This window comes from Mesorhizobium sp. CO1-1-7 (assembly GCF_020164885.1).
Classification (GTDB): Bacteria; Pseudomonadota; Alphaproteobacteria; order Rhizobiales; family Rhizobiaceae; genus Mesorhizobium; species Mesorhizobium australicum.
Map to the genome: position 1 here is coordinate 128,852 of NZ_JAIUHA010000010.1, position 17,798 is coordinate 146,649.

The following is a 17,798-nucleotide window of genomic DNA, read 5'->3' on the forward strand; positions in this document are numbered from 1 at the left end:
AATGATCAGGCACTGCGTTTTCGCCAGATTTCGTAGCGATGTGTCGTCGACCGAGCGCACGGCCATCCACGCCGGCCTCGAGGCGTTGCGACAGGTGGTCGAAGGCATGGACACCGTCCAGTTCAGCACCAATGTCAGCCCAGAGCCTTTCGCGCGCGGGTTCACCCATGGCTTCACCATCGATTTCCGCGATGCCGCGGCGCGCGACGCCTATCTCGTGCATGAGGCGCATCAGCGTGCCGGCGCTCGCCTGGTCGCGGCTCTCGAAGGCGGCGCGGACGGATTGATGGTCTTCGATCTCGATCTTACGAAAAAGTGACCGCCGGCCTTTCGAAAGCCGGCTGATCGCTGTTCTCTTTTGCCGACAGGGCGACATATCGTTCCTTTGGGGGATGCAAAGGAGGACGCCTTGAACCTCACTACCGAGCAGAAGAAAACCGTCCTGGCCTCATTCCTGGGCTGGACGCTCGATGCTTTCGATTTCTTCCTTCTGACATTCCTGCTCACCGATATTGCGACTGAATTCCAGACGGATGTCCCGGCAGTGTCAAAGGCACTGTTCCTGACCTTGGCCACGCGCTTCATCGGCGCGTTCTTCTTTGGCATGCTAGCCGACAAATACGGGCGCAAGCCCATTCTCATGCTCAACATCGTCAGCTATTCGGTGATCGGGGCGCTGGCCGCCTTCTCGCCCAATCTCGGCATCTTCCTGGCGCTGCGCGCGCTGTTCGGCATCGCCATGGGCGGCGAATGGGGCCTCGGCAGTTCACTCGCCATGGAATCCGTCCCGCCGAGCGCCCGCGGCATCGTCTCGGGCATCCTGCAATGCGGCTATCCGGCCGGCTACCTGCTGGCGGCGGTGGTCTATGGCCTGCTCTACCAGCAGACGATCGGCGGCTACACGATCGGCTGGCGCGCCATGTTCCTGCTCTCCTTCGTCCCGGCGCTGGTCGTCCTGTTCATCCGCTCGCATGTGCCGGAATCTCCTGCCTTCGTCGAGGCACAGAAAACCGCTCGACCGGGGATGCTGGAGACCTTGCAGAAGCACTGGGGCGTCGCGCTCTATGCCGTCGTGCTGATGATGTTCTTCAACTTCTTCAGCCATGGCACGCAGGATCTCTACCCGACCTTTTTGAAGAAACAGCACGGCTTTGACCCACACACGGTGAGCTGGATCACCATCGTTGCCAACATCGGCGCCATCGTCGGCGGCCTGGCATTCGGTGCGCTGTCGGAGAAGATCGGCCGCGTCAACGCCATTACACTCGCCTGCATCATCGCCCTGCCGGCGATCCCGCTATGGGCCTACAGTTCCACGCCCTTCATGCTGGCCATTGGCGCCTTCGTCATGCAGGTCGCGGTGCAAGGCGCCTGGGGTGTCATCCCGGTCCACCTCAACGAGCTTTCTCCCGGTGCGGTGCGCGCCACCTTGCCCGGCTTCATCTATCAGGCCGGCAATCTCGCCGCTTCCTATGGCGGTCCATATCAGGCCGGGATCGCCGAAGCCCCCGGCGGCAGCTATGGCTATGCGCTGGCGCTTTTTGCCGGTGTGGTCGCCGTCTGCATCATCGTCGTCATCCGCTTCAGTCCGGAGCGGCGCGGCCAGGTAATGACGGTGCTCGGCTGAGAGGTCAACCCATCCTCAACGCGATGACGCCTGCAACAATGCTGAGCGCGGCAGCGCCGCGCCAGCCTGTCATCTTCTCGCCGAGGGCGTAGACCGAGATCATCATGGCAAACAGGATCGAGGTCTCGCGCAGCGACGCCACCGAGGCGATCGGCGCCTTGGTCATCGCCCACATGACAATCCAGTAGGCGGCGCCGGAAAGCACCCCGGTGAACAGTCCCGTTTTCCAGTCGCGCGCCAGGACGGGAAGCGCTTTGGGCCCTCGGAAAACGAGGCACAGCACCAGCGCGCCAAATGCATCGCAGATGAACAACCAGGCGGCATAGCTTTGCGCCGTTGCCGCCAGCCGCGCGCCGCTGCCGTCGGACAGCGTGTAGCTGGCGATGAAGATCGACGTGCCCAGCGCATAGCCGACCGCGCGCAGGTTCAGCTTCTCCAGATGCGCGCCACCGCGAAACGACATCACAAGCGTGCCGGCCGATAACAGCAGGATGCCAAGGATGGCAAGCGGCGCTGGCACTTCGGCGACGACGAACATGCCGCCAATCGCGGCCAGCAGGGGTGCCGTGCCACGCGCCAGCGGATAGGTCTGGGCGAAATCGCCGGCCTGGTAGGCGCCGATCAGGAAGGTGCGATAGCCCACGTGGAAGATCACCGAAGCGATGATGTAGGGCCAGACCTCCGCCTTCGGCACCTCGACGAAGGGCAGCACGACGAGGGCAGCAGTGCCCATGCCGAGCGTCATCAGCGTGATCGACAGGAAGCGGTCGAGATGCACCTTGACCAGTGCGTTCCAGATCGCGTGCATGGCGGCCGCGGCAAGCACCGCGAAAAAGACGAAAAGCGTCATGGGGAGCTCATCGACCTCCCAAGCCGAAGGGCGTCTCGAGATCGATGTCGACCCGGACCGGGAAGTGGTCGGAAGCCACCTCGCCCATGTCTGATCCAACAGAACGCACACGCCCGGCCAGCATGCCGCCGACGAAGCAATGATCAAGCCGGCGCTTTGCCAGTCTGCCGTCGATGATCTTCTCATGCGTATGGAAATCCGCCACCGGCTCGCTGGCGACAGAAGCGGCATCGACGAAGCCGTCGAGATAGGCAGCGCCCCGATGATAGGGCGTGCTGCCGACAATGCGGCGATATTCGGCGCTGCCGGGTTCCATGTTGAAATCGCCCATCCAGATCGTCGCCAGCGGATTTTCCGGCTCGACTTCCCCATGTGTCCAGTTACGCGAAGGTTCATCGTCCGCGCCGCTCCACGGTCCGCCTTCCGATGGTGCCCGGCGGTGCTCGGCCATGAGATAGTCGATCTGCTCCAGCCGCTCTTCCGCCGCGATGTGCGCGAGATGCAGCGACAGCACCCTGACCGGCCCGGCCGGCGTGCGGATCATGCATTCGAGGGCGGCGTTGCGGGTGTTGAGCGGCCGCAGCGTGCGGCGCATCGGCAGCGCGTGCAGTCGCGACCAGACGATCGGCAGCTTCGACATAACCATGGTGCCGAACTGCCGGCGGCGGTTGACCAGGCGGCCGTCGCGCAGCTCGCTGGCATCCATGTCGAAGGCTGGGCCGTAGACCCAATGATACCCAGGCAGCAATTGGGAAAGCCGCTCCGGCTGGTCGTCGAAATCGCTGCGCTGCCAGTGCCGCTCGACCTCCTGCAAGGCGATGATGTCGGCGCCGGCGACAAGGCGTGCCGCACGCGAAAGATCGTAGCGCCCGTCGCTGCCGAATCCGTACTGGATGTTGTAGCTGACCAGCTTCATTGCTTATCCGGCTCACTTTTCGGTGTTGGCAGTAACGGTTCGGCCGATCGCTTGCAATGTGCAGGAGGACGGACGGGGCTTGGGCCAGCAGGGCAGCGGCCGAGACGCGGTATCTGCTAGTCGGTGGTCAGCGGCTGGAACCGGCCTGCCGGCGATGCCGCAAGTTCCGTCCAGTCGATCTCTTCCTCCAGACGGTGATAGGCTTCGTCACCGATGGTGCCGTTGCGGCGCAGCTGCTCCAGGGCATCGCGCTGGCTTTTGATGGCATAGAGACGCAGCCTGTCATATTCGGTCGCGGCCTGGGCATCCTCGGGATTTTTGGCGATCTTGCGCTGGGCGGCATATTGCTCGCGCACCGCGGCTGCGGCGCTCGAGGTCTTGCCGCTCAATACATCAAGCGCGGCCTGCATGACCACGACGCGCGCCTTCGCTACCTCCCGGTCGACCGTTTCGTCGGGATCCAGCTTCAGGACGCGCAGCAGCGGCTTCAGGCTCATTCCTTGCAGCACCAGGGTGCCGAGCACGACCGTGAAGGCGGCGAGCACGATCGGGTCGCGAGCAGGAAATTCGACCGGCAAGGCGAATGCCGCGGCAAGGGTTACCAGTCCGCGCATGCCGCACCAGCCGATGAGCACGCCGCCGCGAAAGGACGGCGTATCCGGCTGATGCTCGGCGCCGCCAAAGCGGGCAAACCACCTGATGACTACACCGCAGCCCAGCACCCAGATCAGGCGCGAAACGATGACGACCGCCAGCACTGCCGCGGCAAAGACGAACGCGTCGAGCTCTCCCGTACCGGCGAGCCGTCCGACGATCGACCGAGCCTGCAGACCCATCAGCACGAAGGCCAGCACGTTGAGCACGAACACAGCCGTCTCCCAGACCGAATAGGAACTGACACGCTTTCTTGCTGACATTCGGCGCGGCGCGGTCTGTGCGATGGTCATGGCGTAGACGACGATGGTGATGATCGCCGACAGACCCAACCTGTCCGCCAGGATCCAGACACCGAACGTGCCGGCGAACTGCACCACGGTACCGCTGGCCGCGTCCTCGATGCGGCTCAGCGTGGCAAGCGACAGCCGACCGAGTACATAGCCGGCCACCAGGCTACCAACGGTCGACAAGACGACCATGGGCGCGGCGCTGCTCAACAGGAACGGACCGAGGGCGGCGGCGACAGCGATACGGTAGATCAGCAGCGCGGTTGCATCGTTGAGCAGGCTCTCGCCTTGCAGGATGGTGGTGATGCGATGCGGCACCTTGAATTGTCCGAGCACGGCCGACGCCGCGACGGCATCGGGCGGCGCTACGATGGCGCCAAGGGCGACGGCCGCGGCGATCGGCAGGCCTGCCATCTTCCAGCCGAGCAGCGCAACCGCTGCGGTGGTGAAAACGACAGCCCCCAAGGCCAACAGGGCGAGCGGCAGCCGGTTGCGATTGAGGTCGCGCAACGAGGTGTCATAGGCGGCGTCGAGCAGCACCGGCGCGATGAACAAGGCCAGCGCCAGTTCCGGGTCGATTTCGATGGTGGGCATGCCGGGCAGGAAGGCGATGCCCGCGCCCGCCAGCGCCAGCAGCGACGGATAGGGAACTTGCAGCCGCCGCGACAGCGCCGTCAGCGCGACTGCAATCAACAGGAGGATAAGCGTCAGTTCGAAAAGAGCCATGCTCTATCGTAGCCGCCGAACGAGGCGATTGGCAGTGCCAAAGTCATGGTCGTGAAACAACAGGGACATCTCTGGCACGGGCCGTGTCGCCGCCGGCAGCATGAGAAATCCCGACGGCTGGAGCGCCCGTTTGGGAGCGCCTTCCGACAGCGGACTACCTAGTGCAGCACCAGCATATCGCTCGACGAGAACGAAATCTCGGCCTTCTCCCCGACTGCGGGCGGCGGGGTGGCGGAGTTGTTGAACGTGTCGAGCGACACCGTGTTGCCGCCGATGCCGACACGGACCCGGATAACCGAGCCGAGGAAGTGCACTTCGGAAATCTCTCCGGTCAGGCTGGAGTCGCGGCCGGGCTGGCGGCCGAGCGAAATCGCCTCGGGTCGCAGCGCCAGAGACAGCGTGTCGCCGGACTTCGAGCCGTTGAGCTTGCCCTTGAGCGAGACTTCCTGCGTGTTGACCTGCACCTTGCCGGAGGCGGCGTCGGTGACCTTGCCTTCGAGCACGTTCAGCGTGCCGACGAAATTGGCGACGAACTTGGTCGCTGGCCGGTTGTAGATCTCGAACGGCGTCGCGACCTGCTCGGCCTTGCCGCCATACATGACGGCGATGCGGTCGGAGATCGACAGCGCCTCTTCCTGGTCATGGGTCACGAAGATGGTGGTGATGCCGAGCTTCTTCTGGATCGAGCGGATTTCTTCGCGCAGCGACACGCGCACCTTGGCGTCCAGCGCCGACAGCGGCTCGTCGAGCAGCAGGAGCTTTGGTTTCGGCGCGATAGCACGCGCCAGCGCGATGCGCTGCTGCTGGCCTCCGGAGAGCTGGTAGGGATAGCGGTCCGCCATCTGCGGCAGCCTGATCATGTCGAGCATCTCGGCGACGCGCTTGTCCGCGTCGGCCTTCGGCATGCCGGCAACCTTCAACCCGAAAGCGATGTTCTGCGCCACCGTCAGGTTCGGGAATAGCGCATAGGCCTGGAACACCATGCCGACGTTGCGCTGGTTGGGCTTCAGCCGCGTGATGTCCTTGCCGGCGACGACGATCTTGCCGGCCGACGGCTCCTCGAAGCCGGCGACCATGCGCAGCACCGTCGTCTTGCCGCATCCGGATGGCCCCAGGAACGAGACGAACTCGCCCGGCTCGACGTCGAGGCTGAAATCCTGCACCACGGTGTTGGACCCGTAGGACTTTCGCACATGCTGGATGGACAGGAATGGCTCGGCCATGGCTTTTTCTCTCAGGTCAGTGCTTTTCGATCAATTCGGGCGGTTCGCCGATTTCGGCGCGAAGCGAGACAGGATCTGGATGAGCGACATGCAGCCCCAGGTAATGGCGAAGGCGATGATGGCAAGGGCTGCCGGTTCATAGGCGCGGTTGGCGCCGACGTTTTGCAGATACGGGCCAAAGGCCGGACGGTTGAGAAGGCTCGCCATGGTGAACTCGCCGATGACGATGGCGAAGGTCAGGAAGGCGCCCGACAGCACGGCGATCAGGACATTGGGCAGGATCACCCGGCCAATGATCGTGCCCCAGCCGGCGCCCAGGATCTGCGCTGCTTCGGTCAATGTCCGCACATCGATGGTGCGCAGCCCCGTATCGACGGCGCGATACATGTAGGGCAGAGCCAGCGTCGCATAGCCGATCACCAGCAGCGCATTGGCGCCCATATTGCTGCCCAGGAACGGCAGCGGGGAATTCGAGCCGTACATCCTGATATAGCCGAACACGATGACGATGGCCGGAATGACCAGCGGCAACAGCGTGATGAATTCGACGATCGGCCTGAGCTGCGGCAGGCGCAGCCGGATCCAGTATGCCGCCGGCACCACGATCAGCACGCCGAGGATGATGGTGAAGACGGCCGCTACCACCGAATACAGGAAGGTCGACTGGAAGCGAGCGTCGCCCAGCACGATCTGGTAGGCATCGAAGGAATGGACGCCGCGGCGCATGCGCAACGAGAACTCGACAGTCGCCATCAGCGGAATGAAGAAATAGGCCGCGCCGACAATGAAGACGACCCAGGCCCAGAATTTGCCCGACTTCATTTGAGCCACCTTTCGGACCGGGTCCGGAACCAGATGTAGAAGACGTTAGCCAAGCCCGTGATGACGATCATGCCGAAGGCGATGGCATAGCCGAGCTGCGGGTTGTGCAGCACGTCGCCGTTGATCTGCGAATAGAGCTTGATGGGAACGATGTTGAGTGCCGGGCCGGCAAACGCATAAGCCGTGGCGATGGCGCCGAAGGAATTGGCGAACAACAGGATAACGGTGCCGAGGAAGCTCGGCCACAAGACCGGGATGACCACCATGCGCCAATACTGCGACTGGGTGGCCCCGAGTGTGGCGGCGGCCTCGCCCCATTCCTTCTTCAAGCCGTCGATGGCCGGCACGATGATGACCACCATCAGCGGAATCTGGAAGAACAGATAGACCGCGATCAGGCCCGATGTCGTGAGGAAATTGAAACCCATCGCGTAGATGTTGACATTGAGAACGTCACGCAGAAGCGTCGTGACGATGCCGACGCGGCCGAGGGTCGCCAGGAAGGCGAAGGCCAGTGGCAAGCCGGCGAAATTCGAGGCGACGCCCGAAAAAGTCAAGGTCGCCGAGCGGGTCCAGTTAGGAAGCCCGCCGCGCACGATGGCGATGGCAATCGCGAGCCCGGCAAAGGCACCGATGACCGCCGACCAGAAACTGATCTTGATCGAAACCCAGTAGGAAGCGCTGATCGAGGGATCGCTGACCAGCTGCAGTATATTATCAAGCGTCAGCTGACCGTCGCCATTCTGGAAAGCGCCCAGGACGAGATAGATCGTCGGCAGGATCAGGAACATCAGGACAAAGATGAAGAAAGGCGCCACGCCAATCCACTGCATCGGAAAGCGGAAAGTGGTCGCCTCGTTCGGCGGCGCGGGCTTGGTGGTGACGGACTGATTTGAAAGCGTAAGATCGGTCATGCGCCGGCTACCGTCTTCGAGGGGAAACCGGGCGGCCTCGCGGCCGCCCGGTGGATTTCAAGCCTTACTTGACGTTGGCGCCGACAACGGCGTCCCAGTTCTTGCTGATGGTCTCCTTCGCCTTGCCCTGCTCGTCGAGCGTCGGGAAGGCAGCCGAGGCGTAGGATTCCGCCGGCGGCAGCTTGGCCAGAACGTCCGCGGGGATCTTGCCGTTCTTGGCAAGATCGTTGAAGCGGATCGGGTGGCAATAGCCCTTCAACCAGCCGATCTGGCCTTCGTCGGAATAGAGATATTCCATCCACAGCTTGGCTGCATTCGGATGCGGCGCGAACGCGCTGATCGCCTGCACGTAAACGCCAGCGACAACGCCGGTCTTCGGCACGATGACGTCGACGGGCGGGTTGCCCTTCAGCGTGTCGCGACCGGCGAGCGCGTTGTAGTCCCAGTTGATCAGGATCGGGGTCTGGCCCTGGGCAAGCGTTGCCGGCTTGCCGACGACCGGCACGAAATTGCCGGCGGCGTTGAGCTTCTTGAAGAAGTCGAGGCCGGCGGTGCCAGCGGCTTCACCAGCAGCCGCGCCACCGGAAAGGCCTGCGGCGTAGACGGCCTGGATGGCCTGGTTCGAAGCGCGCGGATCGCCGGCAACGGCGACCGCGTTGGCGAATTCGGGCTTGAGGAGATCGGCCCAGTCCTTCGGCGACTCCTTGATCAGGTCCTTGTTCACCATGAACGAGAGAACGCCATAATAGTCTCCGTACCAGGCGCCATCGGCATCCTTGGCGCTGTCCGGGATCGAGTCCCAGGTCGACACCTTGTATGGCATCAACAGGCCATCGGCCTTGGCGGTCGGGCCGAAGGACAGGCCGACGTCGATGACATCAGGAGCCTGCGGGCCCTTGTTGTCCTTGTTGGCCTTGATCGCCTCGACTTCGTCGCCGGAGCCGGCGTCGGGGTTGAGTTCGTTGACGGTGATTTCCGGATACTTCGCCTTAAAGCCGGCGATGACGTCGCCGTAACCGCACCAGTCATGCGGCAAGGCGATCGTGGTGAGCTGGCCTTCGGCCTTGGCGGCCTTGATGAGATCGTCCATCGAAGCGGCGGACGAAATCACCGACGACACCATCAGGGTCGCGGCCGAAAGGGAAAGCACTTTCCCCGTGAATTTGAACATGTGTTCTCTCCATTGAACTGACGCCGTTGGACGTCTGCGATGCGGTATCGTTTTCGTGTGACAGCCAGATGAAAGCTTTGTGAAACCGGCGCCTCGCAGCGTGAAAAGTTAACTCTTTTTAACGGACTGTAGCAATTAGCCATCACTTAATTTTCCGGCTAATCATTAATCCGCCCCTATATCGCCCCTTCCCCTCTCCTTTCCCCTCGTTTCCCGATCAACTTCCGCATCCAGGAACCGGCCTCAGACCGTCCCGGCGATGGCGTTTTCGAGCAGTGTCAGCGCCGCCTTCTTGGTCAGCTTGACCGGGTTGCCGCCGGCCGTCGGATCGACCACCGCCATGTCGGCGATCAGGCCCTTGCGCTTCTTGTCCATGTCGAGCCCCTTGATCAGGCCCGGCAGCGCGTGCGGCACCTTCAACTCCTTGCGCAGCTTGATAACAGCCTTGGCGAAGCCGTCGAAACCGCCCTTGATGCCGCAATAGGCGGCGAGCCGGGCGATACGCTCCTCGATGGAGTCGCGATTGAAGGCCAGCACATATGGCATGAACACGGCATTGGTCATGCCATGATGGGTGTCGTAAAGCGCGCCGATCGGATGCGACAGCGAGTGGATGGCACCCAGCCCCTTCTGGAAGGCCGCGGCGCCCATGGCGGCCGCGCTCATCATGTGGGCGCGGGCGACGAGGTCTTTGCCATTGGCATAAGCCTTCGGCAGGTTCTCGAACACCAGGCGTATGCCTTCGACGGCAATGCCGTCGGCCATCGGATGGTAGCCCGGCGCGCAATAGGCTTCGAGGCAATGGGCAAGCGCGTCCATGCCGGTGCCGGCGGTGATGAAGGAAGGCATGCCGACCGACAGCTCCGGATCGGCGATGACGATCGCCGGCAACAACTTCGGATGGAAGATGACCTTCTTGGTATGCGTCTCCTCGTTGGTGATGACGCCGGCGCGGCCGACCTCCGAGCCGGTGCCGGCGGTGGTCGGCACCGCGATGATTGGCGCGATGGCGTCGGAGTTGGCGCGCGTCCACCAGTCGCCGACATCCTCGAAGTCCCAGACCGGCCTGACTTGGCCGGCCTGGAAGGCGATCAGCTTGCCGAGGTCGAGCGCCGAGCCGCCCCCGAAGGCGATGACGCCGTCATGCTTGCCCTTCTTGAACACCGCGATGCCAGCGGTGAGATTGGACTCGACCGGGTTCGGCTTCACCTCGGAGAACACGCCATAGGGCACCTTGGCCTCGTCGAGAATCCTGAGCGTCGAGGCGACGACCGGCAGTTTCGCCAATCCCGGATCGGTGACGAAAAGCGGCCGCTTGATGCCGGTGGCCGCGAGCACCTCCGGCAGTTCCTTGATGCGCCCGGCGCCGAAGCGAACGGTGGTGGGGTAGTTCCATTTGGAGATGAGCTTGGACATTTTTGTCTTTCGAAAATTAGATGGCTTCACGCAGATGGAAGGATTTCGGCCGGGTCAGATTGTCATAGCCCAGCGCCGACAGGGCAACGCCCTTGCCGGTGTCCTTGACGCCGGTCCAGACCAGCGCGGGATCGAGATAGTCGCAGCGGTTCATGAACACCGTGCCGGTCTCGACGCGGTCGCCGATCGCCACCGCATGCTCGGTGTCGCGCGTCCAGATCGAGGCCGTCAGCCCGTAGGGGCTGTCGTTCATCAAAGCGATCGCCTCCTCATCGTTGCGCACCTTCATGATGCCGACGATCGGGCCAAAGCTTTCCTCACGCATGACGCTCATCTGGTGGTCGACTTGCGTCAGCACTTCCGGCGCCAGGTAAGGCGAGCCGGCCTTGTCGTTAGCCACCTTCATGTCGATGTGCGCCTTGGCACCCTTGCGTAGCGCTTCGGCCTTCTGCTCGCGGATCAGGTCGGCAAAGCGCGCCTGCGCCATCGGTCCCATCGTCGTCGTCTGCTCCAGCGGATTGCCGACGACATAATTCCTGGTCTCGGCGATGAAGCCTTCGACGAACTCGTCATAGACTTTTTCGTGCACATAGACGCGTTCGATGCCGCAGCAGCACTGGCCGGAATTGAAGAAGGCGCCGTCGACCAGATTGGCCACGGCATGGTCCATCTTGGCGTCGGGCAGCACATAGGCCGGATCCTTGCCACCGAGTTCGAGCCCAAGCGTCATGAAGGTGCCTGCCGCCGCCTTTTCGATAGCACGGCCGCCAGCGACCGAGCCGGTGAAATTGACATGGTCGATCTTGCCGGAACCCAGCAGTTTTTCCGTCTGTGCATGGTTGAGCACGACATTCTGGAACACGCCCTTTGGCAGGCCGGCCTTGTCGAAAGCCTGTTGAAAGCGCTCGCCGACCAGCAACGTCTGCGCGGCATGTTTCAGGATGACGGCGTTGCCGGCCATCAGCGCCGGCACGATGGTGTTGACCGCTGTCAGATAGGGATAGTTCCATGGCGCGATCACCATGACCACCCCAAGCGGATCCTTCTTCACATAGCGCCGGAAGCCGTCCTTCGGGTTGGAGGCCGGCACGGACTTGAGCGCCGCTTCCGCGATCTCGACCATGTAGTTGGTACGCTCCTTGACGCCGCCGAACTCGCCGCCATAACGAACGGGACGCCCCATCTGCCAGGCGATCTCCGGCACGATCTCGTCGGTCATCGCGACCAGTGCTTCCAGCATCGCCAGCATGTACTTGCCGCGCTCGACGATCGGCGTCTGCGCCCACTTCTCCTGCGCCGCCTTGGCACGCTCGACCGCGGCGTTGATCGCCTGGTCGGTAGCGACCGGCCGCTCCGCATAGATCGAGCCGTCGATGGGGGATTTGAGTTCTACGGTTTCCAAAAGGTGCTCCATTTAGCAGGCTAATGTACGCAGATGGCCGTTGCGGCTGTAGCGAAGGATGGGCTCGTCTCGCGTCACAAGAACCATGTCCAAGGCCCTTGCAGTGGCAATCAGTATTCGATCCATAGGATCGCCATGGGGCGAACCCGGCAAGTTGGAGGACGCGATCAGAATAGCCGGCGAAATCGCGCTGAGTTTTGCGGACATGCGCTCAATGAATCGCTCTACGAAATCGAGCGGCGCTATGGGCAAGTTGAGCCGGCCCTTGGCCACACCGATGCCGATATCCCATGCTGACATCGGCGAGAGATAGAGGCGGCCATCATAGGCCGCGTCGGAAATCTTCTGACTTGCCTGAGGGTCGATTTTGCTGTCGTTTGCAATGAAGATCATCGCGCACGTGTCCAGCAGCAGGCTCGGCTCTTCACTCATTTGCGCATCACGTGTTTACCATGCTGCGCCTGAGTTTCACCGCCCAGATAACCCCGATCCCAAGGCTCATCATCGAACGGTTTGGTGACATCAAACCCGGCCTCGATTGCTATCAAGCCCTTCATGAAACCAAATCCAGGGTGACGGTGCGTACGCACAGCGGGTGCGGCGTCACCGGTCGGCATCTTGCGAACGCGGCGAAAGACAAGCTTGCCAGCGCCTACGTTGACGGATTCGGTTTCGAACCCGGCCTCGAGCCACTCCCTGGTCATGGGATTATTGCTCGGATTGTTGCTCCACCACGCGGGGTATCGCTTCGATGCCGGCAACGGCAGACTAAGCACGCTTTCGATCTGATCGAACGACATAGGCACACGGTCGGCATTCTGGGCGACCAGAAATTCCTTCAGCGGCGCATATTTGGACATTGCGAACTCCCCAACAATTGCAGCTTGCAGCCTTCATATGAGCTACATTAACTACATTGTCAACAATAAAGCTGCATAAAGCTTTAGTAACGCTCGAACCCTCTGTGCAGTTCCCAATCCGTGATACGCCGATCGTATTCGAACTGCTCCCACTTCGCTGTGTGGACATAGTGCTCGAGCACATCCTCGCCGAGCGCCTGTTTCAGCATCTTCGATTTCGCCAGCGTCTCGGTCGCATCGCGCAGCGTCTTTGGAATTTCCGGCAAACGAGAAGCCTGATAGGCGTCGCCGACGAAAGGCTTCTGCAATTCCAGCTTCTCGTCGATACCGGCGAGGCCGGCCGCGATCAGCGCCGCGAAGGCGAGATAGGGATTGAGGTCGGCGCCGCCGATGCGGCATTCCATGCGGATGCCCTTGGTGCCCTCGCCGCACAGGCGGAAGCCCGCGGTGCGGTTGTCTTCGCTCCACATGATCTTGGTCGGCGCGAAAGTGCCGGCCTGGAAGCGCTTGTAGGAATTGATGTAGGGCGCCAGGAACCAGGTGAATTCCTTGGCGTATTTCAGCTGCCCGGCCGCCCATTGCTGGCCGAGCGTCGACAAGGTCCAGTCGGCTTGTCTGTCGAAGAACAGCGGCGTCTTGCCGTCCGCGCTCCACAGCGAATTGTGGATGTGGCTCGAATTGCCGGCGAGACCGTAATTATACTTGGACATGAAGGAAATCGCCTTGCCTTCGGACTCGGCAATCTCCTTGGCGCCGTTCTTCAGGATGACGTGGCGGTCTGCCATGTCGAGCGCCTCGGCGTAGCGCACATTGATCTCTTCCTGGCCCGGACCCCACTCGCCCTTGGAATTCTCGATCGGAATGCCGGCGGCTTCCATCTCGTTGCGAAGCCGGCGCATGACGCCTTCTTCCTTGGTGGTGATGCCGATCTGGTAGTCGCCAATATAGGGCGAGGCTGTATCGAGCCCCTGCCAATGCTTCTTTCGGGCGGAATCGTAGGTCTCGTTGAACAGATAGAATTCGAGCTCGGAAGCGAAATAGCCGATATAGCCGCGCTCACTCAGCCGCTTGACTTGCTTCTTGAGGATGGCGCGCGGCGAATGCGGCAGGTCGTCATGGGTGTGGTGGTCGAGCACGTCGCAAATGACGAGCGCCGCCTTTTCCAGCCAGGGAATGCGCCGCAGCGTCGCCAGGTCCGGCTTCATGACGAAGTCGCCATAGCCCTTCGACCAGCTTGCCGCCTTGTAGCCCGGCACCGGCTCCATATCGATGTCGGCCGCCAGCAGGTAGTTGCAGCCATGCGTCTCGTCATGCGCGGAATCGACGAAGTATTGCGCCAGGAACCGCTTTCCCGCCAACCGGCCCTGCATGTCGACAATGCATGCCAGCACCGTGTCGATCTCGCCGCTGGAGACCGCTTTCTTCAACTGATCGAACGAGAAACTTCCGGCCATTCCTTTGGCACTCCAGTGCTTGGCGTTTCGGGCTTGTCATATTGAACGAGAACAAAAAACCGTGGCGGGCGAACCCGCCACGGCTTGATTGGTTGTTTAGGCGGATTCGCCGACGGCCTTTTCGGCCGCTGCGATGATCGCCCTGCGCTTGGCGATTGCCGTCTCGCCGATGGGCGGCCCCTGGAAGCGGCGGTTCTCGACGGCAAACCACAAAACGACAAGCAGAACGATCAATCCGATCGCATAGTTGATCAAGATGTCGAAGGGCGGTTGGATGCCGGCATACATCAACACCAGAACACCAAGCACGGTGATGACGGCGAACGGCTTTGACCAGATGCCGAGCCGGAATGGTCCGAACTCGGTCCAGCTCTTTCCTTCCGCAAGAAGTCCGGCCGCGATCGGCATGGCGTAGGAGACATAGAGGAAGAGTGCGCAGCCGGCTGCCAGCGCCGCGAAAGCCGGCGAATAGAGCGTGGCGGCAATCGACAGAACGACGCCGAGCCAGATGGCCGGAACGGGCGTGCGCCAGGTCGGCGAAACCTGCTTCCATAAAGAAGACCCTGGCAGACCTCCGTCACGCGAAAAGGCAAAGATCATGCGCGAGGTCGAAGTGAGCCCTGCTAGCGCGCACAGATAGTTCGACAGCACGATGGCGATGCCGAGCAGAGCCTTGAGCCAGGTTGGCGCCGGCAGATTGTTGAACAGGTTGAACCAGGCATTGCCGCCGTCCTTGGCGGTCGCCACGAGATCGGGGCTGGCAAGGACGAAGGAGACCGCCATGACGAAACCGAAGACGAGAGACCAGAGGACCGCGTGGATCATGCCTCTGGGCACAGCGACGCGGGCATTGTGCGTTTCCTCGGCGGTATGCGCGGAGGCGTCAAAGCCGGTGATCGTGTAAAGCGGGTAGAGAAGGCCAATCAGGAAGGCCACGAGTGCGGTGCGGGCCGTCGGAACATAGCCACCACCGAGATCGCCGGTCGTGTTGACGAAAGTCGTCAGCCGCGCGAGGTCGAAGCCATGCGCGCCCCAGATCAGGAAGGTCAGCGTCAGCACGACCGCGACAACGAGGATGAGGTAGCCGGAAAAATCGGTCAACATCGTCGTCGTCTTGATGCCGAGATGATTGAACAGACCTTGGGTAACTGTAATCAAGACGACTGCCGCCGTCTGTTGCCAGAAGCCCCAGGCCGATGTGTCCCAGCCGAAGATCGGGCCAGCAACGAGCCCCTGAAACAGCAGGTAGACGCCGACATTCACCGAAGCGACGACGAAGATCAGGCCGAGCAAGTTGATCCAGGCCGTGGCCCAGCCCCAGCCGCGTCCGCCCAGGATCGAGGACCAGTGATAGAGGCCGCCGGCTGTCGGATAGGCCGATCCAATCTGGCCGAGAGACGCCGCGACCACGAGCGCAAAGACGCCGCCGATGACCCAGCCGATGGTCGCCTCGAAACCGCTGCCGGTCGCCATGGCCAGCGGGAAAGACGTAATGCCGCCCGCCAGAATGCAGATGATCGAGAAGGAAATGGCGAAGTTGGAGAAGCCGCTCATGCGGCGCGCTAGTTCCTGGGCGTAGCCCATACTGTGGAGGATTTTTGTGTCCTCCGACTTGTCAGAGTGATCAGGTGTTGTCATGTCAGAGTTCCCCTGTTGGTTCTTAGCTGGCCGATTGAACTGACTTTCCGACTGCGCTTCGTCGAGAGCCCTTGGCCTCCTCTGGCTCCAGATCCGAAAAAATGCCCGTGAGCATATCCGCCCATTTCCGCTGCCCGGTTTCGCCGGAGATTTCATCGTTGCGGATTTCGATCATCGCGCAGGGTAGCCCGCGCGAGCGCGCATGCCGTTCCAGCGTGAAATAGACGCGGTCGGCCGGCGAATAGGGTTCGTTGATGCCGACGGTGATGCCTGAGAGCCGTTGCAGCGCCGATATCAGCGGCGACGCCAGCCGGCGATCATCGTCATGGATGATGCCGATATGCCAGGGCCGATTGCGGCCTTTATAGACCGGCGTGAAGGAATGAACGGAAACCAGGCGGGTCTCCTGGCCGCGCGCCAACCGGTCCTCGACGATGCGCTCGATGGCGCCATGGAACGGTTGCCATGACAGGGCGATCCGCGCCGCGCGCTGTTTTTCCGACAAGCCGGTATTGCCCGGTATGGCAGTGGTTTCGCTGACCGGCGGCACCAGGTCCGGCGCATCGAGCGGCCGGTTGCAGTCGATGACGAGACGCGAAATGCGGGTTTCGACCAGCGTCGCATCGAGCGCCTGCGCCATCCGCAGCGCAACCGGCAAAGCACCGGGATCCCAAGCGATGTGGCGGGACAGGTCGTCGACGGCAAGGCCGAGCGTGCCGAATTCAGCCGGAAGGAAATTGGAAGCGTGATCGCAGGTCAGCACGAAGGGGCTCGATCCGCCGGGGTTCGTCACCCTCACGGTATCAGACGATGCAAGGCTGGCGGGCCGCGCTGTCTCCATAGTCCTGCCGTCCCCTGGGAGCGCTGTATCGTATGTTACGTATTTTGTTTCATTGCGTCCCGGCGGATGATTTCATACAGTTTGTTTGGCTTTGTCAAATGCGATCTGGGGAAAAGACGGTCGGCGGGCCAAGGGTGGGGAAAAGATGATTTCCAACATTGCCGAATTGATTGCCGACCGTATCGGCGCGATGCCCGCCGGCGAACGGCGCGCAGCGCAGACGCTGATCGCGAGCTATCCGATGATCGGCCTCAAGACAGTCGCCGAATTCTCATCCGCGGCCGGCGTCTCCTCGCCGACGATCCTGCGTTTCGTCGCCCGGCTGGGCTTCCAGAATTACCCCGAGTTCCAGTCGAGCCTGCAGGATGAACTGGCGGCGCAATTGCAATCGCCGGCGATACGAACGCTCAACCCGCCCTCGCTTAGTGGCGGCACGGTGTCGCCCATGCTGGAAGCAACGCTCGACAATATGCGCGAGACCTTCAGGCACCTGTCCGACAAGCAGCTTGCCGACATTGCCACCAGGCTGGCCGAGCGGCGTGGCAAGACATTCCTGATCGGCGGCCGCTTTACCGACCCCCTGGCGCGCTACATGGCCGCCCATCTCGCCGTCATCCAGCCCGATGTCTTTCACCTCGCCGGCCAGGAGAGCATGTGGCGTGACCGGCTGATCGACATGGGCAAGCGCGACGTGCTGGTGATCTTCGACATCAGGCGCTACCAGGACAGCCTCGTCCGATTCGCCGAGAAGGCGCATCAGCGCGGCGTTCAGATCGTACTGTTCACCGACCAGTGGCTGTCGCCGATCGCCCGCTTTGCTCGCCATGTCATCGCCGGACGAACCGCCGTGCCTTCCGCATGGGATTCCTCGGCGGCGCTTTTCGTCGTCGCCGAAACGCTGATCGGCGCCGTCACCAGGCGACTCGAGGCCGACGGCGCCCGGCGCATCCGCGAGATGGAAGGCCTGCGATAAGCAGAATCCTCCGGATCATTG

General features: G+C 62.2%; 17 protein-coding genes. 3 read left to right on the plus strand and 14 right to left on the minus strand.

Going from position 1 to position 17,798, the window contains the following annotated elements; translation table 11 throughout:
- Nucleotide 1 precedes the first annotated feature (1 nt).
- Nucleotides 2–319 carry a Dabb family protein gene (locus tag LB516_RS22185; RefSeq protein ID WP_224720373.1) on the plus strand — a complete coding sequence of 106 codons (318 nt, stop codon included), beginning with the start codon at nt 2–4 and terminating at the stop codon, nt 317–319.
- Nucleotides 320–409: 90 nt separating this feature from the next.
- Nucleotides 410–1,627, plus strand: coding sequence for an MFS transporter (locus LB516_RS22190; protein WP_015315816.1), 1,218 nt, complete (start codon nt 410–412; stop codon nt 1,625–1,627).
- Between the two features lie 4 nt (nt 1,628–1,631).
- On the opposite strand, the gene LB516_RS22195 is transcribed toward LB516_RS22190, so the two are convergent.
- From LB516_RS22195 to LB516_RS22260, 14 genes are all read right to left on the minus strand, one after another.
- On the minus strand, nt 1,632–2,477 hold the full coding sequence (locus LB516_RS22195; RefSeq protein ID WP_224720374.1) for an EamA family transporter: 846 nt from the start codon (nt 2,475–2,477) through the stop codon (nt 1,632–1,634).
- Between the two features lie 7 nt (nt 2,478–2,484).
- Nucleotides 2,485–3,393, minus strand: a complete 909-nt coding sequence (locus tag LB516_RS22200; protein ID WP_015315814.1) for an endonuclease/exonuclease/phosphatase family protein — start codon at nt 3,391–3,393, stop codon at nt 2,485–2,487.
- 116 nt (nt 3,394–3,509) lie between these two features.
- Nucleotides 3,510–5,063: a cation:proton antiporter gene (locus LB516_RS22205; RefSeq protein ID WP_224720375.1), complete on the minus strand. Its 1,554-nt coding sequence runs from the start codon at nt 5,061–5,063 to the stop codon at nt 3,510–3,512.
- Nucleotides 5,064–5,221: 158 nt separating this feature from the next.
- Nucleotides 5,222–6,286 carry an ABC transporter ATP-binding protein gene (locus tag LB516_RS22210; RefSeq protein WP_015315812.1) on the minus strand — a complete coding sequence of 355 codons (1,065 nt, stop codon included), beginning with the start codon at nt 6,284–6,286 and terminating at the stop codon, nt 5,222–5,224.
- Nucleotides 6,287–6,316: 30 nt separating this feature from the next.
- Nucleotides 6,317–7,108 (minus strand): ABC transporter permease, encoded by a 792-nt coding sequence (locus LB516_RS22215; RefSeq protein ID WP_015315811.1) that lies wholly within the window; start codon nt 7,106–7,108, stop codon nt 6,317–6,319.
- Nucleotides 7,105–8,022 (minus strand): ABC transporter permease, encoded by a 918-nt coding sequence (locus tag LB516_RS22220; protein WP_140619323.1) that lies wholly within the window; start codon nt 8,020–8,022, stop codon nt 7,105–7,107. The genes LB516_RS22215 and LB516_RS22220 overlap by 4 nt, the downstream gene beginning before the upstream one ends.
- Before the next feature lie 64 nt (nt 8,023–8,086).
- Nucleotides 8,087–9,193 carry an ABC transporter substrate-binding protein gene (locus LB516_RS22225; protein ID WP_015315809.1) on the minus strand — a complete coding sequence of 369 codons (1,107 nt, stop codon included), beginning with the start codon at nt 9,191–9,193 and terminating at the stop codon, nt 8,087–8,089.
- A 243-nt stretch (nt 9,194–9,436) separates the two neighbouring features.
- Nucleotides 9,437–10,609, minus strand: coding sequence for an iron-containing alcohol dehydrogenase (locus LB516_RS22230; RefSeq protein WP_023770536.1), 1,173 nt, complete (start codon nt 10,607–10,609; stop codon nt 9,437–9,439).
- A 16-nt stretch (nt 10,610–10,625) separates the two neighbouring features.
- Nucleotides 10,626–12,023 carry an aldehyde dehydrogenase family protein gene (locus LB516_RS22235; RefSeq protein ID WP_224720376.1) on the minus strand — a complete coding sequence of 466 codons (1,398 nt, stop codon included), beginning with the start codon at nt 12,021–12,023 and terminating at the stop codon, nt 10,626–10,628.
- Nucleotides 12,024–12,443, minus strand: a complete 420-nt coding sequence (locus tag LB516_RS22240; RefSeq protein WP_224720377.1) for a type II toxin-antitoxin system VapC family toxin — start codon at nt 12,441–12,443, stop codon at nt 12,024–12,026.
- Nucleotides 12,440–12,871, minus strand: coding sequence for a hypothetical protein (locus LB516_RS22245; RefSeq protein ID WP_140618744.1), 432 nt, complete (start codon nt 12,869–12,871; stop codon nt 12,440–12,442). Before LB516_RS22245 ends, LB516_RS22240 begins: the two co-directional genes overlap by 4 nt.
- Before the next feature lie 83 nt (nt 12,872–12,954).
- On the minus strand, nt 12,955–14,325 hold the full coding sequence (locus LB516_RS22250; protein WP_224720378.1) for a glutamine synthetase family protein: 1,371 nt from the start codon (nt 14,323–14,325) through the stop codon (nt 12,955–12,957).
- 96 nt (nt 14,326–14,421) lie between these two features.
- On the minus strand, nt 14,422–15,963 hold the full coding sequence (locus LB516_RS22255) for an amino acid permease (protein WP_015315803.1): 1,542 nt from the start codon (nt 15,961–15,963) through the stop codon (nt 14,422–14,424).
- Between the two features lie 22 nt (nt 15,964–15,985).
- Nucleotides 15,986–16,804, minus strand: a complete 819-nt coding sequence (locus LB516_RS22260) for an N-formylglutamate amidohydrolase (protein WP_224720379.1) — start codon at nt 16,802–16,804, stop codon at nt 15,986–15,988.
- A 145-nt stretch (nt 16,805–16,949) separates the two neighbouring features.
- On the opposite strand from LB516_RS22260, the gene LB516_RS22265 reads away from it, so the two are divergent.
- Entirely contained in the window at nt 16,950–17,777 is an 828-nt protein-coding gene (locus tag LB516_RS22265) for a MurR/RpiR family transcriptional regulator (RefSeq protein WP_224720380.1), read from the plus strand.
- Nucleotides 17,778–17,798 lie beyond the last annotated feature (21 nt).

Bases quoted from the DNA above. Each gene is read 5' to 3' on its own strand.
- LB516_RS22185 (WP_224720373.1), top strand. From the start codon at position 2: ATGATCAGGCACTGCGTTTTCGCCAGATTTCGTAGCGATGTGTCGTCG.
- LB516_RS22195 (WP_224720374.1), bottom strand. From the start codon at position 2,477: ATGACGCTTTTCGTCTTTTTCGCGGTGCTTGCCGCGGCCGCCATGCAC.
- LB516_RS22200 (WP_015315814.1), bottom strand. From the start codon at position 3,393: ATGAAGCTGGTCAGCTACAACATCCAGTACGGATTCGGCAGCGACGGG.
- LB516_RS22205 (WP_224720375.1), bottom strand. From the start codon at position 5,063: ATGGCTCTTTTCGAACTGACGCTTATCCTCCTGTTGATTGCAGTCGCG.
- LB516_RS22210 (WP_015315812.1), bottom strand. From the start codon at position 6,286: ATGGCCGAGCCATTCCTGTCCATCCAGCATGTGCGAAAGTCCTACGGG.
- LB516_RS22215 (WP_015315811.1), bottom strand. From the start codon at position 7,108: ATGAAGTCGGGCAAATTCTGGGCCTGGGTCGTCTTCATTGTCGGCGCG.
- LB516_RS22220 (WP_140619323.1), bottom strand. From the start codon at position 8,022: ATGACCGATCTTACGCTTTCAAATCAGTCCGTCACCACCAAGCCCGCG.
- LB516_RS22225 (WP_015315809.1), bottom strand. From the start codon at position 9,193: ATGTTCAAATTCACGGGGAAAGTGCTTTCCCTTTCGGCCGCGACCCTG.
- LB516_RS22230 (WP_023770536.1), bottom strand. From the start codon at position 10,609: ATGTCCAAGCTCATCTCCAAATGGAACTACCCCACCACCGTTCGCTTC.
- LB516_RS22235 (WP_224720376.1), bottom strand. From the start codon at position 12,023: ATGGAGCACCTTTTGGAAACCGTAGAACTCAAATCCCCCATCGACGGC.
- LB516_RS22240 (WP_224720377.1), bottom strand. From the start codon at position 12,443: ATGAGTGAAGAGCCGAGCCTGCTGCTGGACACGTGCGCGATGATCTTC.
- LB516_RS22245 (WP_140618744.1), bottom strand. From the start codon at position 12,871: ATGTCCAAATATGCGCCGCTGAAGGAATTTCTGGTCGCCCAGAATGCC.
- LB516_RS22250 (WP_224720378.1), bottom strand. From the start codon at position 14,325: ATGGCCGGAAGTTTCTCGTTCGATCAGTTGAAGAAAGCGGTCTCCAGC.
- LB516_RS22255 (WP_015315803.1), bottom strand. From the start codon at position 15,963: ATGACAACACCTGATCACTCTGACAAGTCGGAGGACACAAAAATCCTC.
- LB516_RS22260 (WP_224720379.1), bottom strand. From the start codon at position 16,804: ATGGAGACAGCGCGGCCCGCCAGCCTTGCATCGTCTGATACCGTGAGG.
- LB516_RS22265 (WP_224720380.1), top strand. From the start codon at position 16,950: ATGATTTCCAACATTGCCGAATTGATTGCCGACCGTATCGGCGCGATG.